Source organism: Streptomyces sp. WAC07094, assembly GCF_036320405.1.
Lineage (GTDB): Bacteria > Actinomycetota > Actinomycetes > Streptomycetales > Streptomycetaceae > Streptomyces > Streptomyces lannensis.
In genome coordinates, this window is record NZ_JAVMJZ010000001.1 from 4,245,565 (window position 1) to 4,262,183 (window position 16,619).

General features: G+C 69.6%; 13 protein-coding genes. 9 read left to right on the forward strand and 4 right to left on the reverse strand.

Annotated features, from left to right (window positions below; translation table 11 throughout):
- Nucleotides 1–118 precede the first annotated feature (118 nt).
- From RCR19_RS18705 to RCR19_RS18720, 4 genes are all read left to right on the forward strand, one after another.
- Nucleotides 119–1,627 carry a cytochrome ubiquinol oxidase subunit I gene (locus RCR19_RS18705; RefSeq protein WP_331266191.1) on the forward strand — a complete coding sequence of 503 codons (1,509 nt, stop codon included), beginning with the start codon at nt 119–121 and terminating at the stop codon, nt 1,625–1,627.
- 20 nt (nt 1,628–1,647) lie between these two features.
- Complete coding sequence (cydB, locus tag RCR19_RS18710; RefSeq protein ID WP_331266192.1) at nt 1,648–2,661, forward strand: cytochrome d ubiquinol oxidase subunit II; 1,014 nt, start codon at nt 1,648–1,650, stop codon at nt 2,659–2,661.
- A gap of 55 nt (nt 2,662–2,716) precedes the next feature.
- Nucleotides 2,717–6,265: a thiol reductant ABC exporter subunit CydD gene (gene cydD / locus RCR19_RS18715; protein ID WP_331266193.1), complete on the forward strand. Its 3,549-nt coding sequence runs from the start codon at nt 2,717–2,719 to the stop codon at nt 6,263–6,265.
- A gap of 132 nt (nt 6,266–6,397) precedes the next feature.
- Entirely contained in the window at nt 6,398–7,447 is a 1,050-nt protein-coding gene (locus RCR19_RS18720) for a M23 family metallopeptidase (RefSeq protein ID WP_331266194.1), read from the forward strand.
- A gap of 16 nt (nt 7,448–7,463) precedes the next feature.
- Here RCR19_RS18720 and RCR19_RS18725 read toward each other — a convergent pair whose 3' ends face one another.
- The 4 genes from RCR19_RS18725 to RCR19_RS18740 form a co-directional block, all read right to left on the reverse strand.
- The gene (locus tag RCR19_RS18725; protein ID WP_331266195.1) at nt 7,464–8,333 is read right to left on the reverse strand and encodes a Cof-type HAD-IIB family hydrolase; all 870 of its coding nucleotides are present in this window, start codon (nt 8,331–8,333) and stop codon (nt 7,464–7,466) included.
- 90 nt (nt 8,334–8,423) lie between these two features.
- A complete protein-coding gene (locus RCR19_RS18730) occupies nt 8,424–9,326 on the reverse strand; it encodes an LLM class flavin-dependent oxidoreductase (RefSeq protein ID WP_331266196.1) in 903 nt (300 codons plus the stop codon).
- A gap of 78 nt (nt 9,327–9,404) precedes the next feature.
- A complete protein-coding gene (locus tag RCR19_RS18735; RefSeq protein WP_331266197.1) occupies nt 9,405–9,965 on the reverse strand; it encodes an RNA 2'-phosphotransferase in 561 nt (186 codons plus the stop codon).
- 526 nt (nt 9,966–10,491) lie between these two features.
- Complete coding sequence (locus RCR19_RS18740) at nt 10,492–12,246, reverse strand: SDR family oxidoreductase (RefSeq protein ID WP_331266198.1); 1,755 nt, start codon at nt 12,244–12,246, stop codon at nt 10,492–10,494.
- Between the two features lie 371 nt (nt 12,247–12,617).
- Between RCR19_RS18740 and RCR19_RS18745 the strand changes: the two genes are divergently transcribed.
- From RCR19_RS18745 to RCR19_RS18765, 5 genes are all read left to right on the forward strand, one after another.
- On the forward strand, nt 12,618–13,580 hold the full coding sequence (locus RCR19_RS18745) for an ABC transporter ATP-binding protein (protein ID WP_331269481.1): 963 nt from the start codon (nt 12,618–12,620) through the stop codon (nt 13,578–13,580).
- On the forward strand, nt 13,570–14,478 hold the full coding sequence (locus RCR19_RS18750; RefSeq protein WP_059127356.1) for an ABC transporter permease: 909 nt from the start codon (nt 13,570–13,572) through the stop codon (nt 14,476–14,478). The genes RCR19_RS18745 and RCR19_RS18750 overlap by 11 nt, the downstream gene beginning before the upstream one ends.
- A gap of 49 nt (nt 14,479–14,527) precedes the next feature.
- A complete protein-coding gene (locus tag RCR19_RS18755) occupies nt 14,528–15,439 on the forward strand; it encodes an ABC transporter ATP-binding protein (protein WP_331266199.1) in 912 nt (303 codons plus the stop codon).
- Between the two features lie 10 nt (nt 15,440–15,449).
- Nucleotides 15,450–16,169 (forward strand): ABC transporter permease, encoded by a 720-nt coding sequence (locus RCR19_RS18760; RefSeq protein ID WP_331266200.1) that lies wholly within the window; start codon nt 15,450–15,452, stop codon nt 16,167–16,169.
- Between the two features lie 181 nt (nt 16,170–16,350).
- Nucleotides 16,351–16,590: a hypothetical protein gene (locus tag RCR19_RS18765; protein ID WP_331266201.1), complete on the forward strand. Its 240-nt coding sequence runs from the start codon at nt 16,351–16,353 to the stop codon at nt 16,588–16,590.
- Nucleotides 16,591–16,619: the final 29 nt, after the last annotated feature.

Consider the following 16,619-nt stretch of genomic DNA (forward strand, 5'->3'; position numbering starts at 1 on the left):
CCATAATTGCTTGTGAATGTGAACGCGTTCACAAACGCGTCCCGATTGATCCAGTGATGTCTGGGACAAAAGGGGCGAGCCACCGCTTGTGACCACGGCGACGTAAGGAGAACACGACGTGGACATGGCATTGGCACCGGAGACTCTGGCGCGATGGCAGTTCGGTATCACCACCGTCTACCACTTCCTGTTCGTTCCGCTGACGATCTCGCTGGCCGCGCTGACGGCCGGTCTGCAGACAGCCTGGGTGCGGTCGGAGAAGGAGAAGTACCTCCGGGCCACGAAGTTCTGGGGCAAGCTCTTCTTGATCAACATTGCGATGGGTGTCGTCACCGGCATCGTCCAGGAGTTCCAGTTCGGCATGAACTGGTCCGCCTACTCGCGCTTCGTCGGTGACATCTTCGGTGCCCCGCTCGCCTTCGAGGCACTCATAGCCTTCTTCTTCGAGTCCACCTTCATCGGTCTGTGGATCTTCGGCTGGGACAAGCTGCCGAAGAAGATCCACCTCGCGTGCATATGGATGGTGTCCATCGGCACGATCCTGTCGGCGTACTTCATCCTCGCGGCCAACTCCTGGATGCAGCACCCGGTCGGCTACCGGATCAACAAGGAGAAGGGCCGCGCCGAACTCACCGACTTCTGGCAGGTCCTGACCCAGAACACCACGCTCACCCAGGTCTTCCACACCCTGTCCGCGGCCTTCCTCACGGGCGGCGCGTTCATGGTCGGCATCGCCTCCTACCACCTGCTGCGCAAGAAGCACATCCCCGTGATGAAGAGCTCGCTGCGGCTCGGTCTGGTCACCGTCGTCATCGCCGGCCTGCTGACTGCCGTCAGCGGTGACCTCCTCGGCAAGGTCATGTTCAAGCAGCAGCCGATGAAAATGGCCGCCGCCGAGGCCCTGTGGGACGGCGAGAGCCCCGCACCTTTCTCGATCTTCGCCTACGGAGACGTCAGCAAGGGGCACAACAGCGTCGAGCTGTCCGTCCCGGGCCTTCTGTCCTTCCTGGCCAACGACGACTTCAGCTCCTACGTCCCCGGCATCAACGACACCAACAAGGCGGAGCAGCAGAAGTACGGCCCCGGTGACTACCGTCCGATCATCCCCGTCACCTTCTGGGGATTCCGCTGGATGATCGGCTTCGGCATGGCGTCCTTCACCATCGGGCTCGCCGGGCTCTGGCTCACCCGCAAGAAGTTCCTGCTCCCCGCCCATCTGCGGGTGGGTGAGGACGAGGTGCCGCATCTGGTCCTCCTCCGGAAGAAGCCGCTCGGCCCGAGGCTCACCACCTGGTACTGGCGCATAGCCGTCCTGACCCTGGGCTTCCCGCTCATCGCCAACTCCTGGGGCTGGATATTCACCGAGATGGGCCGTCAGCCGTGGGTCGTCTATGGCGTGCTGCGCACCCGTGACGCGGTCTCCCCCAGTGTGTCCCAGGGCGAGGTCCTCACGTCCATGACCGTGTTCACCCTGCTGTACGCGATTCTCGCGGTCATCGAGGTCAAGCTGCTCGTCAAGTACGTCAAGGCGGGACCGCCGGAGCTCAGCGAGTCCGATCTCCATCCGCCCACAAGGATCGGCGGCGACTCCACGGACGCCGACAAGCCGATGGCCTTCTCGTACTAGGCCGAGGGAGCGCTCAGATCATGCAACTTCACGACGTCTGGTTCGTCCTCATAGCGGTTCTCTGGATCGGCTACTTCTTCCTGGAGGGCTTCGACTTCGGGGTCGGCATCCTCACCAAGCTGCTGGCCCGCAACCGGCCGGAGCGGCGGGTGCTGATCAACACGATCGGGCCCGTCTGGGACGGCAACGAGGTGTGGCTGCTCACCGCGGGCGGCGCTACCTTCGCCGCGTTCCCCGAGTGGTACGCCACGCTCTTCTCCGGGTTCTATCTGCCGTTGCTGGTCATCCTGGTCTGCCTGATCGTGCGCGGTGTCGCCTTCGAGTACCGGGCCAAGCGACCCGAGGAGAGGTGGCAGCGCAACTGGGAGACCGCGATCTTCTGGACCTCGCTGATCCCCGCATTCCTGTGGGGTGTGGCCTTCGCCAACATCGTGCGGGGCGTCAAGATCGACCGGAACCTCGAGTACGTGGGCGGCGTCGGGGATCTGCTGAACCCCTTCGCGCTCCTCGGCGGCCTGGTGACGCTGACTCTGTTCACCTTCCACGGCACGGTGTTCACGGCGCTCAAGACCGTCGGGGACATCCGGGAACGGGCCCGGAGGCTGGCCCGCTGGGTCGGTCTGCTGACGGCCGCCCTGGCCCTGCTCTTCCTCGTCCGGGCACAGATCGACCAGGGCGACGGCAAGAGCCTGATCGCGCTGATCGTGGCGGTGGCCGCACTGGTCGTGGCCCTCGTGGCGAACCAGGCCGGGCGGGAGGGATGGGCGTTCGCGCTCTCCGGCGTCACCGTCGTGGCCGCGGTCGCGATGCTCTTCCTGACGCTGTTTCCGAACGTCATGCCGTCCACGCTCGACGCGGACTGGAGCCTGACGGTGAGCAACGCCTCATCGAGCCCCTACACCCTGAAGATCATGACGTGGTGCGCCGGTATCGCCACACCGCTCGTCCTGCTCTACCAGGGATGGACGTACTGGGTGTTCCGCAAGCGCATCGGCACGCAGCACATCGCCGACGCCGCAGGAGCCACGCACTGAGTTCTGGTCGGGACGGGCGTTGCCCGTGAAACGCCCGTCCCCTGTCCGGAAAGGCATGTTTCACGTGAAACCGATCGATCCGCGGCTCCTCCGCTACGCGCGGGCCACCCGGCTCTTCCTTGTGGCGGTCGTCGGGCTGGGCGCCGTCGGAGCTGCACTGGTGATCGCCCAGGCCATGCTGATCTCCGAGGTGGTGGTCGGCGCCTTCCAGCACCACCACTCGGCCGCCGAACTGCGCACGCCCCTGCTGCTCCTGGTTGCGGTCGCGGCCGGCCGGGCCGTGGTCTCCTGGCTCACCGAACTCGCCGCCCACCGGGCGAGCGCGGCCGTGAAGTCCGAGCTGCGCCGACGGCTGCTGGAGCGGGCCGGGGCCCTCGGCCCCGGGTGGCTCGCCGGTCAGCGGACGGGATCACTGGTCGCTCTGGCCACCCGAGGTGTCGACGCCCTCGACGACTACTTCTCCCGCTATCTGCCGCAGTTGGGTCTGGCGGTGGTCGTGCCGGTGGCGGTGCTCGCACGGATCGTCACCGAGGACTGGGTTTCGGCGGCGATCATCGTCGCGACGCTGCCGCTCATCCCGCTCTTCATGATGCTGATCGGCTGGGCCACCCAGTCGCAGATGGACCGCCAGTGGCGGCTGCTGTCCCGGCTGTCCGGGCATTTCCTCGACGTGGTCGCCGGGCTGCCGACGCTCAAGGTGTTCGGCAGGGCCAAGGCACAGGCGGAGTCCATCAAGCGGATCACCGGTGAGTACCGGCGGGCGACGATGCGGACACTGCGGATCGCGTTCCTGTCGTCCTTCGCGCTGGAGCTGCTCGCCACGATCTCGGTCGCGCTCGTCGCGGTGACCATCGGCATGCGGCTTGTGCACGGCGACATGGATCTGTACATCGGGCTCGTCATCCTCGTCCTCGCGCCGGAGGCGTATCTGCCGCTGCGGCAGGTGGGCGCGCAGTACCACGCGGCGGCGGAAGGCCTGTCCGCGGCGGAGGAGATCTTCGCGGTGCTGGAGACCCCCGTGCCCGCCCGCGGGACCCGGAGGCTTCCGGAGGGGGAGATCACCTTCGAGGGCGTGAGCGTGCGGTACCCCGGACGGTCTTCCGATGCCGTGTCGGCGGTGTCCTTGTCAATCGGGGCAGGTGAGACGGTCGCCCTTGTCGGACCGAGCGGCGCCGGCAAGACCACGCTGCTGAACGTACTGCTCGGATTCGTCGAGCCCGGCCAGGGGCGGGTGTGCGTCGGAGGAGCCGACCTCACCACGGCCGACCTCGACGAGTGGCGCTCGCGGATCGCATGGGTGCCGCAGCGACCGCATCTGTACGCGGGCACCGTCACCGAGAACGTACGGCTGGCCCGGCCGGACGCGGACGACGCCGCGGTACGGAGGGCGCTGGCCGATGCCGGGGCGCTGGAGTTCGTCGACGTCCTGCCCGCCGGTGCCGACACGGTGCTCGGCGAGGACGGTGCCGGACTGTCCGCGGGGCAGCGGCAACGACTCGCACTGGCACGGGCGTTCCTCGCCGACCGGCCGGTGCTGCTGCTCGACGAGCCGACGGCGTCGCTGGACGGAGCGACCGAGGCGGACATCGTGGAGGCGGTGCGCACGCTGGCAGCCGGCCGTACGGTGCTGCTCGTCGTGCACCGGCCGGCGCTGCTGGCGTTGGCGGACCGGGTGGTGCGGCTCGATGCACAGGAGCAGGCCCGCACGAGCGGTCCCACGCGGGCCGGATCCGTACCGTCATCCCGCCAGGGGACACCGCCGGGAGCAGCGGCACACGACGAGCGGGCGCCCGTCACCGCCCCGTTGCGGCCAGCCGGCCTGTTCGCCCGCGTCCGGGCCATGGCGGGCCCTCGGCGCGGACGGCTCACCCTTGCGCTGCTGTTCGGCAGCCTCGCACCGGCGAGCGCCGTCGGGCTGATGGCCACGTCCGGCTGGCTCATCTCGCGAGCCTCCCAGCAGCCCCCCGTGCTCTATCTGATGGTCGCCGTGACGGCGACGCGGGCGTTCGGTATCGGACGGGCGGTGTTCCGGTACGCGGAGCGGCTTGTGTCGCACGACGCAGTGCTGCGGATGCTGGCCGACACCCGGGTGGCCGTCTACCGCCGACTGGAACGACTCGCCCCGGCCGGACTGCGGACGACCCGGCGCGGCGATCTGCTGACGCGCCTCGTCGCCGATGTGGACACACTGTCGGACTACTGGCTGCGCTGGCTGCTGCCCGTGGGTGCAGCACTCGTCGTGTCGGCCGGCTCCGTCGGCTTCACCGCCTGGCTGCTGCCCGAGGCCGGTGCCGTCCTGGCGGTCGGGCTGCTGGCGGCCGGTGTCGGCGTACTCCTGCTGACCGGCGCCGTGGCACACCGTGCGGAACGGAGACTGGCGCCCGCCCGCGGCGAGTTGGCGACCCGGGTGACGGACCTGCTCACCGGGACCGCCGAATTGACGGTCGCGGGTGCGCTGCCCGAACGGACGGCCGGTACACGGCGGGCGGACGGGGTACTCACCCGCATCGCCTCCCGCACCGCCACCGCTACAGCGCTCGGTGACGGGCTCACCGCGCTCGTCACCGGGCTGACAGTTGCGGCCGCCGCCCTCGTCGGGGCCCGCGCCGTGGCCGACGGCCGGCTCGGAGGGGTGGCGATGGCCGTCGTGGTGCTGACCCCGCTGGCCGCGTTCGAGGCGGTGACGGGGCTGCCGCTCGCCGTGCAGTATCGGCAGCGGGTGCGCCGGAGCGCGGAGCGCGTGTACGAGGTGCTGGACGCCCCGGAACCGGTGCGTGAACCGGACCTGCCGCGGCAGGCGCCCCCGTCACCCTTCCCGCTCGTTCTGGCGGGGCTGACCGCCCGTCACGACGGACGGGAGCGGGACGCCCTCGGCGGATTCGACCTCACCCTGGAACAGGGCCGCAGGATCGCCGTGGTGGGCCCGTCGGGCGCGGGCAAGACGACACTCGCGCAGGTTCTGCTGCGGTTCCTCGATGCGGACGGCGGCTCCTACACGCTGGGTGGCACCGATGCGTACGCCCTCGACGGGGACGATGTGCGACGCATGGTCGGGCTGTGCGCACAGGACGCGCATCTCTTCGACAGTTCCGTGCGGGAGAACCTGCTGCTCGCGCGGAGGAACGCCGATGAGGCGGAGCTGCGCGACGCGCTCGCGCGTGCCCGTCTGCTCGACTGGGCGGACGGACTCCCCGACGGCCTCGGCACCTTGGTCGGCGAGCACGGCGCACGCCTCTCCGGCGGTCAGCGGCAGCGGCTCGCACTGGCCCGGGCCCTGCTCGCCGACTTCCCCGTCCTGGTCCTGGACGAGCCCGCGGAACACCTCGACCTGCCGACGGCGGACGCTCTCACGGCGGATCTGCTGGCCGCCACGGAGGGCCGTACGACGCTGCTGATCACTCATCGGCTGGCCGGACTCGAGGCAGTCGACGAGGTGATCGTGCTCGTGGAGGGCCATGTGGTCCAGCGCGGTCCCTACGCCGAACTCGTTGCGACGGACGGACCGTTGCGGGAGATGCTGGAACGGGAGGCCCGCGGGGACCTCTTGGGCGACCGGGCGGTGCGGGCCGTGCCGGCGGTTCGGGAACTCGCCGAAGTCCAGTAGGCGGCATGCGGCGGACGGAGCAGTGGCCGACCCTCCCACGAGGGAAGCCACTGGGCCATATGTGGTCGTCCCGTCCCCCGTGCGTAGGACGTCGACAGGACCGCGGCCGCGACACGGGCCACGATCATTGACATGCGATCACCTCACTGTTGTCCCCTGGTTGTTTCCCTGCTGCTGGGCACCGTCGCGCTGTTCCCGGGACGGCCCGCCGCGGCCGCCGACGGGGCGTCGGGTCTCGACGCGGCCGCCGGCGCCAGCGTTCTGGTGGCGCGGCTCAACGACGACGCCGCCGTGGTGGCGCGGCAGTACGAGAAGCTGCGCCACGAGTCCGAGACGCAGCGTTCCATAGCCAGTAGGGACGAGAAGCTCCTCGTCCGTGCGCGCACGGTGACGACGGCCCTGCACAAGGACCTCGGACGAATAGCCCGCGCGCAGTACCGCCAGAGCGGAGGGGTGTCCTACACCTCGCTGCTCCCGGACAGCACCCGCGAACTGATGCAGACTCATGACGTGCTCGCCCGTGTGGACCTCGCGGTCGCATACGCGGTGGCCAGAAGCCGTCAGGCGGAGACCCGCCTCACCAGGGAACGGACACGCGCCTCGGCACGATGGAGGGCGCTCCAGAAGCAGTACGGGGTCCTGGCCACCCGGAACCGGACCGTTCAGACGAAGCTGGACGTGGCGCGCGCGGTGTTGCAGCGCCAGGCCGACGCCGCCGCGGCCACGAGGACCTGCCGGGGCGCCGTCCATCTCCAGCAGCCGCGCCGGAGAATCGGGCACCCATGGGTGACACCGGTGGAGGGGTACCGGCTGTCCGCGGGCTTCGGCAGCGGAGGCAGCCACTGGGCGCGCGGGCACACCGGCCAGGACTTCGCGGTGCCCATCGGGTCGCCGGTGCGGGCCGTGGGGGCCGGGCAGGTGGTGCGCGTGACGTGCGGGGGCGCGTTCGGCATGGAGGTCGTGATCAAGCATGCGGGCGGCTTCTGCACCCAGTACGCCCATCTCGCCGCCGTCACCGTCGACCAGGGTGACCGGGTGAAGGCCGGGCAGTGGATCGCCCAGTCGGGAACGACGGGCAACTCGACCGGTCCCCATCTGCACTTCGAGGTCCGGTCCACACCCGCGTTCGGGTCGGGCGTCAACCCCGTGCCCTGGCTGGCGGCCCGGGGCGTGAAGGTGTGATGTGCCTCGCCGGCGACTACAGCCGTTCCGCGAGGATCCGTTCGATCACGACGGCCACGCCGTCCTCGTTGTTGGCCACGGTCCGCCCTGACGCCGCCTCGATCACGTCCGGGTGCGCATTGCCCATGGCGTACGACTGCCCCGCCCAGGACAGCATCTCCACGTCGTTCGGCATGTCACCGAAGGCGACGACCTCCTCGTGCGAGATGCCGCGTTCGGCGCAGCACAGCGCCAGCGTGCTCGCCTTGGAGACGCCGGGACCGCTGATCTCCAGCAGTGCGCTGGGGCTGGACCGGGTGATGGACGCCCGGTTGCCGACGGCGAGGCGGGCGAGGGTGAGGAAGGCGTCCGGGTCCAGGTCCGGGTGGTAGGCGAGGATCTTGAGCACCGGCTGCTGGGTGCCCGGGGCGTCCCGTGCGAGCAGCTCCTCGGCGGGTGCGCGGAGATCCGGGCTCTCCATGTGCAGCTTGGGGTAGTCCGGTTCCTGGTAGAAGCCGTACGTCTGCTCGATGGCATAGACCGTGCCGGGTGCGGCGTCCCGCAGCAGGCGTACGGCGTCCACCGCGTTGTCCCGGGGCAGTTCCCGGACCTTGACGAAGCGGTGGGTGCCCGGGCCGCCGTGCAGATCGACCACGGCGGCGCCGTTGCCGCAGATCGCCAGTCCATGTCCGTGCACATGGTCGCTGACGACGTCCATCCAGCGGGCCGGGCGGCCCGTGACGAAGAACACCTCGATACCGGCCTCCTCGGCGGCGGCCAGCGCGGCGACCGTGCGCCCGGAGACCGACTTGTCGTCGCGCAGAAGGGTGCCGTCGAGATCTGTCGCGATCAGACGGGGCGGAACGATGGAGGCGGGGGTCTCGGGCTGTCGGGTCGCTGAGGTCACGGGCCTCATTCTCGCGCATATGCCCGCACGATCGTGCGAAAGTCCGCACAGGTGAGTGATACCACTCCCCGGTGTCACCCTCCGTCACGGTCAGCCCAGCTGCGCGGGTGCCTCCAGGGCGATCCGTTCGAAGACCTTCTCGTCCGCCGCGAAGTCGGAGTCGGGGATGGGCCAGTGGACCACGAGGTCGGTGAAGCCCAGCTCCTGGTGCCGGCCGGCGAAGTCGACAAACGCGTCGAGGGACTCCAGCGGACGGCCTCGGTCCGGGGTGAAGCCGGTGAGCAGGACCTTGTCGAGCTCCGTGGCGTCGCGGCCGATCGTGCCACACGCCTCGGCCAGCCTCTCGGTCTGCGTGCGCAGCGCCTGGACCGACTGCTCGGGGGTGCCGGTCTCGTACAGGTTCGGGTCGCCGGTGGTCACCCAGGCCTGACCGTGTCGCGCGGCGAGCAGCAGACCGCGCGGTCCCGTCGCGGCGACCGCGAACGGCAGCCGGGGCCGCTGGACGCAGCCGGGGATGTTGCGCGCCTCGTCCGCCGAGTAGTGCCGGCCCTCGTACGAGACGGAGTCCTCGGTGAGCAGGCGGTCGAGCAGCGGGAGGAACTCCCCGAACCGGTCGGCGCGCTCACGCGGGGTCCAGGGTTCCTGGCCGAGCGCGGTGGCGTCGAAGCCGGTACCCCCCGCACCGATGCCGAGCGTGATCCGGCCACCGGAGATGTCGTCGAGGGAGATCAGTTCCTTGGCGAGGGTGACCGGGTGCCGGAAGTTCGGCGAGGTCACCAGCGTGCCCAGGCGCATACCCTGCGTCACCGAGGCAGCGGCCGTCAGGGTGGGGATCGCACCGAACCAGGGGCCGTCGCGGAAGGACCGCCACGAGAGGTGGTCGTAGGTGAACGCGGTGTGGAAACCGAGCTGCTCCGCACGCTGCCAGGCGGCACGCCCGCCCTTGTGCCAGCGGAGGTACGGCAGGATCACGGTGCTCAGACGCAGACTCATGCATCGAGCCTACGGGGGCGCAGGTGGCGGCCGGATCACGGGCCTGAACAGGGGGCCCCGCACGGTGCGGGCGACGGGTCAGTGCGGGCCGGGGAAACGCAGATAGCGCGGCGGCACGGACCGGGTGAGCCACACACCGTTGGCGCTGACATGGAAGACATGGCCGTCGCGGTGCATGGCCTCGGCGTCCACGCCGAGGACGACCGGCCGGCCGCGGCGGGCGCCGACGCGGGTGGCGGTCTCGCGGTCCGGCGAGAGGTGGACGTCGTGGCGGTTCATCGGCCGCAGGCCCTCGGCCTGGATCGCGTCCAGATGGCGCGCGACGGTCCCGTGGTAGAGGTAGGCGGGCGGGGTGGCCGGAGGCAGCCCCAGGTCGACGTCGACGCTGTGCCCCTGGCTGGCGCGGATGCGGCCGCCCTCGACGGCGAAACGCTTCTTGTCATTGCCGGCGACCACGTGGTCCAGTTCGGCACGTGTGATCCGGAAGCCGTGCGCGGCGGCTGCGGCGAGCAGCGTGTCGATCTCCACCCAGCCGGCCTCGTCGAGCGTGAGCCCGATCCGTTCCGGCTGGTGCCGCAGATGCTTCGAGAGGTACTTCGACACCTTCACGGTGCGTCTGTCGTCGTTCTCGTCCTTCATGTGCACAGCGTGAGGGACGAGACGTGGATCACGCATCCGATTTCGTCGTCGATGTTTGGTCCACAGCCAAGTGCGGTTATCCACAGGCTACTTGGCAGTTCTGTGGACAACTTGTAAGCGGAGCGGGCTGGTTCGCCAACTGAGGTTGTTCGAAGGTCTTCTGTGTCGAACGGAGTCAAACGGGCTTCCTGTGGCTCGAGTTGCGCGCGCATCATGATGCGAATGGTGAGACTCCTGTAGGAACACGCAGTAGCGAAGGATGAGTTGTCCGTTCCTTCGATCGACGAGTGATCGCCCACTGCAGGTTCGGCTCAACCTGAACGTCCCGCGTGTGGAAACGAGTTGAAGCACGGCCGGTTGTGCCTCGACGCCCGTCGTACGGGACGGGATTCGGCGCACGTCGACCGACGCCGACGCGGAGCGAACTACGGCCAGGGGAAAGCACGGTGGCCTCTGAACGCCTGAACATCCCCGTGGAGCCGGACGAGATGATGCGAGGTGTCGTGACCGATCCCCAACTCGGCCGTCACAGTGGTGGATCGAGCCGGGCGATGGCCCGCAGCGCCTTCGGAGCCAAGCGGGACATCAGGTGCGCACCCCGCGCCTCGGGGGTGACCGGTACGACCGCCTGGTTGCGTACGACGGCCCGCAGGATCGCGTCGGCGACCTTCTCCGGCGGGTATCCGCGCAGGCCGTACAAGCGCGCCGTCCTCTCCTGCCGCCGCTTCTCCTCCGCCGCGTCCACGCCCGTGAACCGCGCGGTCGACGTGATGTTCGTGTGGACGAAGCCGGGGCAGACGGCCGACACTCCGATGTCCCGTCCGGCCAACTCCGCACGCAGGCACTCGCTGAGCATCAGGACCGCCGCCTTGGAGGTGCTGTAGGCAGGCAGTGCCTTGGAGGGCTGATACGCCGCCGCAGAGGCGACGTTGACGATGTGGCCGCCCTGTCCCCGCTCGGCCATCCGCCTACCGAAGAGACGGCAACCGTGGATCACCCCCCACAAGTTGACGTCGAGGACCCTGCGCCAGTCGTCGGTGGTCGTGTCGAAGAACGAACCGGACAGGCCGATACCGGCGTTGTTCACCAGTACGTCCACAACGCCGTACTCGCCGGCGACCTTCTCGGCGAGCTTCTCCATGGCCCGCTCGTCGGAGACGTCGACCGTCTCGGCCCATGCCGACCGGGCGCCGCCGGACCGGGCCTGCTCCGCGGTGCGGGCGGCCCCCTCCGCGTCCCGGTCGACGACCACCACACGCGCTCCGGCCTCGGCGAAGGCGAGCGCCGTGGCCCGCCCGATGCCGCTGCCGGCGCCGGTGACCAGCACGAGCTGTCCCGCGAACCGCTGCGCGTACCGGCCGTTCGCCGCCGGTGCCGGATCTCCGCTCTCGACAGCGGTCACGAACTCCGAGATCCAGGTGGCCACCTGGTCCGGCCGGGTGCGCGGGATCCAGTGTTTGGCGGGGAGCGTGTGACGGGTCAACCGCGGTGCCCACCGCTCCAGTTCGTCGTAGAGCCGCTCGGAGAGGAACGCGTCTCCGAGCGGCGTGATCAGCTGGACGGGAGCATGTGCGCGGGCGTCGGTGCGTGGACGGCTCAGCCGGGACCGCACATTGTCGCGGTACAGCCATGCGCCGTGAGCGGCGTCCGTGCGCAGGGACGGGGTCGGATAGTCACCGTCGGGCACCTTCTCGATCCGTCGCAGGACCTTGGGCCACCGGCTGCCGAGCGGGCCTCGCCAGGCGAGCTCCGGCAGGGCGGGCGTGTGCAACAGGTACACGTACCAGGACTTCGCACCCTGGCCGAGCAGTTGGCCCACCCGGCGGGGGGTCGGACGCCGTACGCGCTGCTTGATCCAGTGCCCGAAGTGATCCAGGGACGGTCCGGACATCGAGGTGAAGGACGCGATCCGGCCCTCGGTGCGCTCGACGGTGACGAACTCCCAGGACTGCACCGATCCCCAGTCGTGTCCCACCAGGTGCACCGGTCGGCCGGGGCTGACCGCGTCCAGGACCGCGAGGAAGTCGTCCGTCAGCTTCTCCAGTGTGAATCCGCCGCGCAGCGGCGTCGGCGCGGTCGACCGGCCGTGCCCGCGGACGTCGTACAGCACCACGTGGAAACGGCCGGCGAGACGTTCGGCCACCTCCGACCACACTTCCTTGCTGTCGGGATAGCCGTGCACGAGCACCACCGTGGGCCGCGCGGGGTCTCCCATCTCGGCGACGCACAGTTCGATTCCACCTGTCCGCACCCGGCGCTCGCGCGCCCCTGTGAGAGTCACCCGTCCTCCGTCCTCTGTCCGGCGCCCGCAGTCGGTGTCCGCGGTCCGCCACGATCGAGTGGTGTGCTGCGGCCGCCTCCGCGCACGCCGCGGTTCCGCCTCGAACCCCGCCGGGAGTTCACGCGGCACCGCCGTTCCCCCGCCACGCTCCGGGCGCCCCGCGATTGCGCTACGTGCCCGTAACGTGACATCGGCGAATCTCGCAGTTGTTAGAGATTTCGTCAATAGCGGCATTCCGCCGGTGCGGGGCCGCCGGCGGGTTCGACCTGAGGGGGACCCCTAAGGACCCGTACGACTGGAGTCTGATGTCAAGACGGCTCTGGGGTCTGACGACCGGCATGGGCTGTGTCACTACCTTCGGGGATGTGACTGTGATCGCGACCGAAAGCCTGAGCAAGCGGTTCCCCAGGGTGACCGCGCTTGACCGGCTCTCCGTGGACGTCGGGCCCGGTGTGACGGGACTCGTCGGTGCCAACGGAGCCGGCAAGTCCACATTGATCAAGATCCTGCTGGGTCTGTCCCCCGCCACCGAGGGCCGAGCCGAAGTGCTCGGACTCGACGTCGCCACCAAGGGCGGCGCCATCCGTGAGCGCGTCGGGTACATGCCGGAGCACGACTGCCTGCCGCCCGACGTGTCGGCCACCGAGTTCGTGGTCCACATGGCGCGCATGTCCGGACTGCCCCCGGCCGCCGCCCGTGAGCGCACCGCGGACACCCTGCGCCATGTCGGCCTGTACGAGGAGCGCTACCGCCCCATCGGCGGTTACTCGACCGGCATGAAGCAGCGCGTCAAGCTCGCCCAGGCCCTGGTGCACGATCCCCAACTGGTCTTCCTGGACGAGCCGACCAACGGCCTCGACCCGGTCGGCCGCGACGAGATGCTGGGCCTGATCCGCCGCGTCCACACCGACTTCGGCATCTCGGTCCTGGTGACCTCCCATCTGCTCGGCGAGCTGGAACGCACCTGCGACCACGTCGTCGTCATCGACGGCGGCAAGCTCCTGCGCTCCAGTTCCACCCGGGACTTCACCCAGACCACCACGACCCTCGCGATCGAGGTCACCGACACCGACGAGCACCCGGACGGCACCGGCGCGGTCCGCGAAGCGCTCCTGGCGCGCGGGGTGACCACCCACGACAGCAGCGGTCTGCCGGGCGCCGGCCACATCCTGCTGCTGACCGCGGAGCGTGAGCAGACGTACGACCTCGTCCGGGACGTCGTCGCCGAGCTGGGCCTCGGCCTGGTCCGCATGGAGCAGCGCAGGCACCAGATCGCAGAGGTCTTCAAGGACAGCGACGAGCAGCGGAAGGAGGCGATCGGCCATGGCGGTTGAGCAGTCCACGGCCCGTGGCGCCGAGCAGACCCGGATCCACAACATCGGCTATCGCAACTACGACGGCCCGCGACTCGGCCGCGCCTACGCGCGCCGCTCGCTGTACTCGCAGTCCCTGCGCGGCGCCTACGGCCTCGGACGGTCGGTGAAGTCCAAGGTGCTGCCGATGCTGCTGTTCGTGGTCATGTGCGCGCCCGCGCTGATCATGGTGGCGGTCGCGGTCGCCACCAAGGCGAAGGACCTGCCCGTCGAGTACACCCGGTATGCGATCATCATGCAGGCCATCATCGGCCTGTACGTCGCCTCGCAGGCGCCCCAGTCGGTCTCCCGCGACCTGCGCTTCAAGACCGTCCCGCTGTACTTCTCGCGGCCCATCGAGACCGCCGACTACGTCCGCGCCAAGTACGCGGCGCTGGCCTCGGCGATGTTCATCCTCACGGCCGCACCGCTGCTGGTCCTCTACGTGGGCGCGCTGCTGGCGAAGCTGGACTTCGAGCACCAGACCAAGGGATTCGCCCAGGCGCTGGTCTCCGTGGCCCTGCTCTCCCTGCTGTTCGCCGGGATCAGCCTGGTCATCGCGGCGGCGACGCCTCGGCGCGGATTCGGGATCGCGGCGGTCATCGCCGTCCTGACCATCTCCTACGGAGCGGTCTCCACCATCCAGGCCATCGCCGACGCGCAGTCGGGCGACTCCAACGCCATCGTCTGGATGGGGCTGTTCTCGCCCGTCACGCTCATCGACGGTGTGCAGACGGCCTTCCTGGGTGCGACGTCCTCCTATCCCGGAGGACACGGCCCCTCCGCCGCACAGGGCATCGTCCATCTCCTCGTCGTCCTGGGACTGGTCGCGGGCAGCTACGGACTGCTGATGCGCCGCTACCGAAAGGTCGGACTGTGATCTCCCGCCCGTCGCCCACCACCACCCTCCCGAGGAATGGGCTGCGCCCATGAGCACTCTTTCCATCGACCACGTCTCGCGCTGGTTCGGCAATGTGGTCGCAGTCAACGACGTCACCATGACCATCGGCCCCGGCGTCACCGGTCTGCTGGGCCCCAACGGCGCCGGGAAGTCCACGCTCATCAACATGATGGGTGGCTTCCTCGCCCCCTCCACCGGCACCGTCACCCTGGACGGGCAGCCGGTGTGGCGCAACGAGCAGATCTACAAGCAGATCGGCATCGTCCCCGAGCGGGAGGCGATGTACGACTTCCTGACCGGACGCGAATTCGTCGTCGCCAACGCCGAACTGCACGGTCTCGGCGCGAAGGCCGCCGCGCGCGCCCTCGCCACGGTCGAGATGGAGTACGCGCAGGACCGGAAGATCTCCACGTACTCCAAGGGCATGCGCCAGCGCGTGAAAATGGCGTCCGCGCTCGTGCACGACCCGTCCCTGCTGCTCCTCGACGAGCCGTTCAACGGCATGGACCCGCGTCAGCGCATGCAGCTCATGGACCTGCTGAGGCGGATGGGCGCCGAGGGGCGCACCGTGCTCTTCTCGTCGCACATCCTCGAGGAGGTCGAGCAACTCGCCTCGCACATCGAGGTGATCGTGGCCGGACGGCATGCGGCGAGCGGCGACTTCCGCAGGATCCGCCGTCTGATGACCGACCGCCCGCACCGTTACCTCGTGCGCTCCAGCGACGACCGGACGCTCGCGGCCGCGCTGATCGCCGACCCGTCGACGGCCGGTATCGAGGTCGACCTCGCCGAGGGTGCGCTGCGCATCCAGGCGGTGGACTTCGGCCGGTTCACGGCCCTGCTGCCCAAGGTCGCGCGCGAGCACGGCATCCGGCTGCTCACGGTCTCGCCGTCCGACGAGTCCCTCGAGTCCGTCTTCTCGTATCTCGTCGCGGCGTAGGAGGCCGAAGATGTACGACCCCACAGTCGCCCGGCTCACCTACCGGGGCCTGCTCGGCCGCCGCCGTGCCCTCGTTCTCGGCGCACTGCCCGTGCTGCTGATCGTGATCTCCGCCGTCGTCCGGGCGCTGACCGGTGCCGACGACCAGGTGGCCCACGACGTCCTCGGCGGTTTCGCCCTGGCCACGATGGTGCCGATCATCGGTGTCATCGCCGGCACCGGCGCCATCGGGCCGGAGATCGATGACGGTTCGGTGGTGTACCTGCTGGCCAAGCCCGTGAAGCGGCCCACGATCATCTTCACCAAGCTGATCGTCGCGATCGCGGTCACCATGGCGTTCTCGGCGCTGCCGACGTTCGTCGCGGGAATGATCCTCAACGGCAACGGCCAGCAGATCGCCGTCGCGTACACGGTGGCCGCGCTGGTCGCCTCGATCGCGTACGCGGCGCTGTTCCTGCTGCTCGGCACCGTGAGCCGGCACGCAGTGGTCTTCGGCCTGGTGTACGCACTGGTCTGGGAGGCGCTCTTCGGCTCGCTGGTCTCCGGGGCGCGCACGCTCAGCGTCCAGCAGTGGGCGCTCGCCGTCGCGCACAAGGTCTCCGACAGCTCCCTCGTCACCTCCGACGTGAAGCTGCCCACCGCGACGGTGCTGCTGGTCGTGGTGACCGTGGCCGCCACCTGGTACGCGGGACGGAAGCTGCGGACGCTGACGCTGGCGGGCGAGGAGTAGGCGGATCGCCGGGCCCGGGCCCGGCTCCCCAGGGGGGTGCGGCCCGCACTGCGGCCGTGCCCCCCGACGCGTTCCGCCTCCGTATCGTCGGTCCCGCCATTTCGAACGCATTCTTGACGGCGGCTTCACCCCTACCCATGCACACTTGGGCAAAGGGGATGTGCAGTGGAAAGGAACGGGGATGGCCGCGCAGGCACCTGAAGGAGATGGAGCGGGCGAGGCAGGGGACGGCTTTGACGGCGTCGTGTTCGACGAGGACTTCATACGGTCCGCGCCCACGACGGAGCAGTCCGCGCGTGCCCGGATGCTGGCGGCCCGCTGGCGCAACCAGGCGCCCGACCCCCAGCCGTGGCGCTCCGACGAGCCGCCCGCCGGCTGGTTCTTCAGCAAGGCGCGCCGCCGCAGGTGGCGGCGCCGGTAGCGACTGCGCCCGCGCCGCACGCCCGGCGC

Bases quoted from the DNA above. Each gene is read 5' to 3' on its own strand.
- cydB (WP_331266192.1), top strand. From the start codon at position 1,648: ATGCAACTTCACGACGTCTGGTTCGTCCTCATAGCGGTTCTCTGGATC.
- cydD (WP_331266193.1), top strand. From the start codon at position 2,717: ATGTTTCACGTGAAACCGATCGATCCGCGGCTCCTCCGCTACGCGCGG.
- RCR19_RS18720 (WP_331266194.1), top strand. From the start codon at position 6,398: ATGCGATCACCTCACTGTTGTCCCCTGGTTGTTTCCCTGCTGCTGGGC.
- RCR19_RS18730 (WP_331266196.1), bottom strand. From the start codon at position 9,326: ATGAGTCTGCGTCTGAGCACCGTGATCCTGCCGTACCTCCGCTGGCAC.
- RCR19_RS18735 (WP_331266197.1), bottom strand. From the start codon at position 9,965: ATGAAGGACGAGAACGACGACAGACGCACCGTGAAGGTGTCGAAGTAC.
- RCR19_RS18750 (WP_059127356.1), top strand. From the start codon at position 13,570: ATGGCGGTTGAGCAGTCCACGGCCCGTGGCGCCGAGCAGACCCGGATC.
- RCR19_RS18755 (WP_331266199.1), top strand. From the start codon at position 14,528: ATGAGCACTCTTTCCATCGACCACGTCTCGCGCTGGTTCGGCAATGTG.
- RCR19_RS18760 (WP_331266200.1), top strand. From the start codon at position 15,450: ATGTACGACCCCACAGTCGCCCGGCTCACCTACCGGGGCCTGCTCGGC.
- RCR19_RS18765 (WP_331266201.1), top strand. From the start codon at position 16,351: ATGGCCGCGCAGGCACCTGAAGGAGATGGAGCGGGCGAGGCAGGGGAC.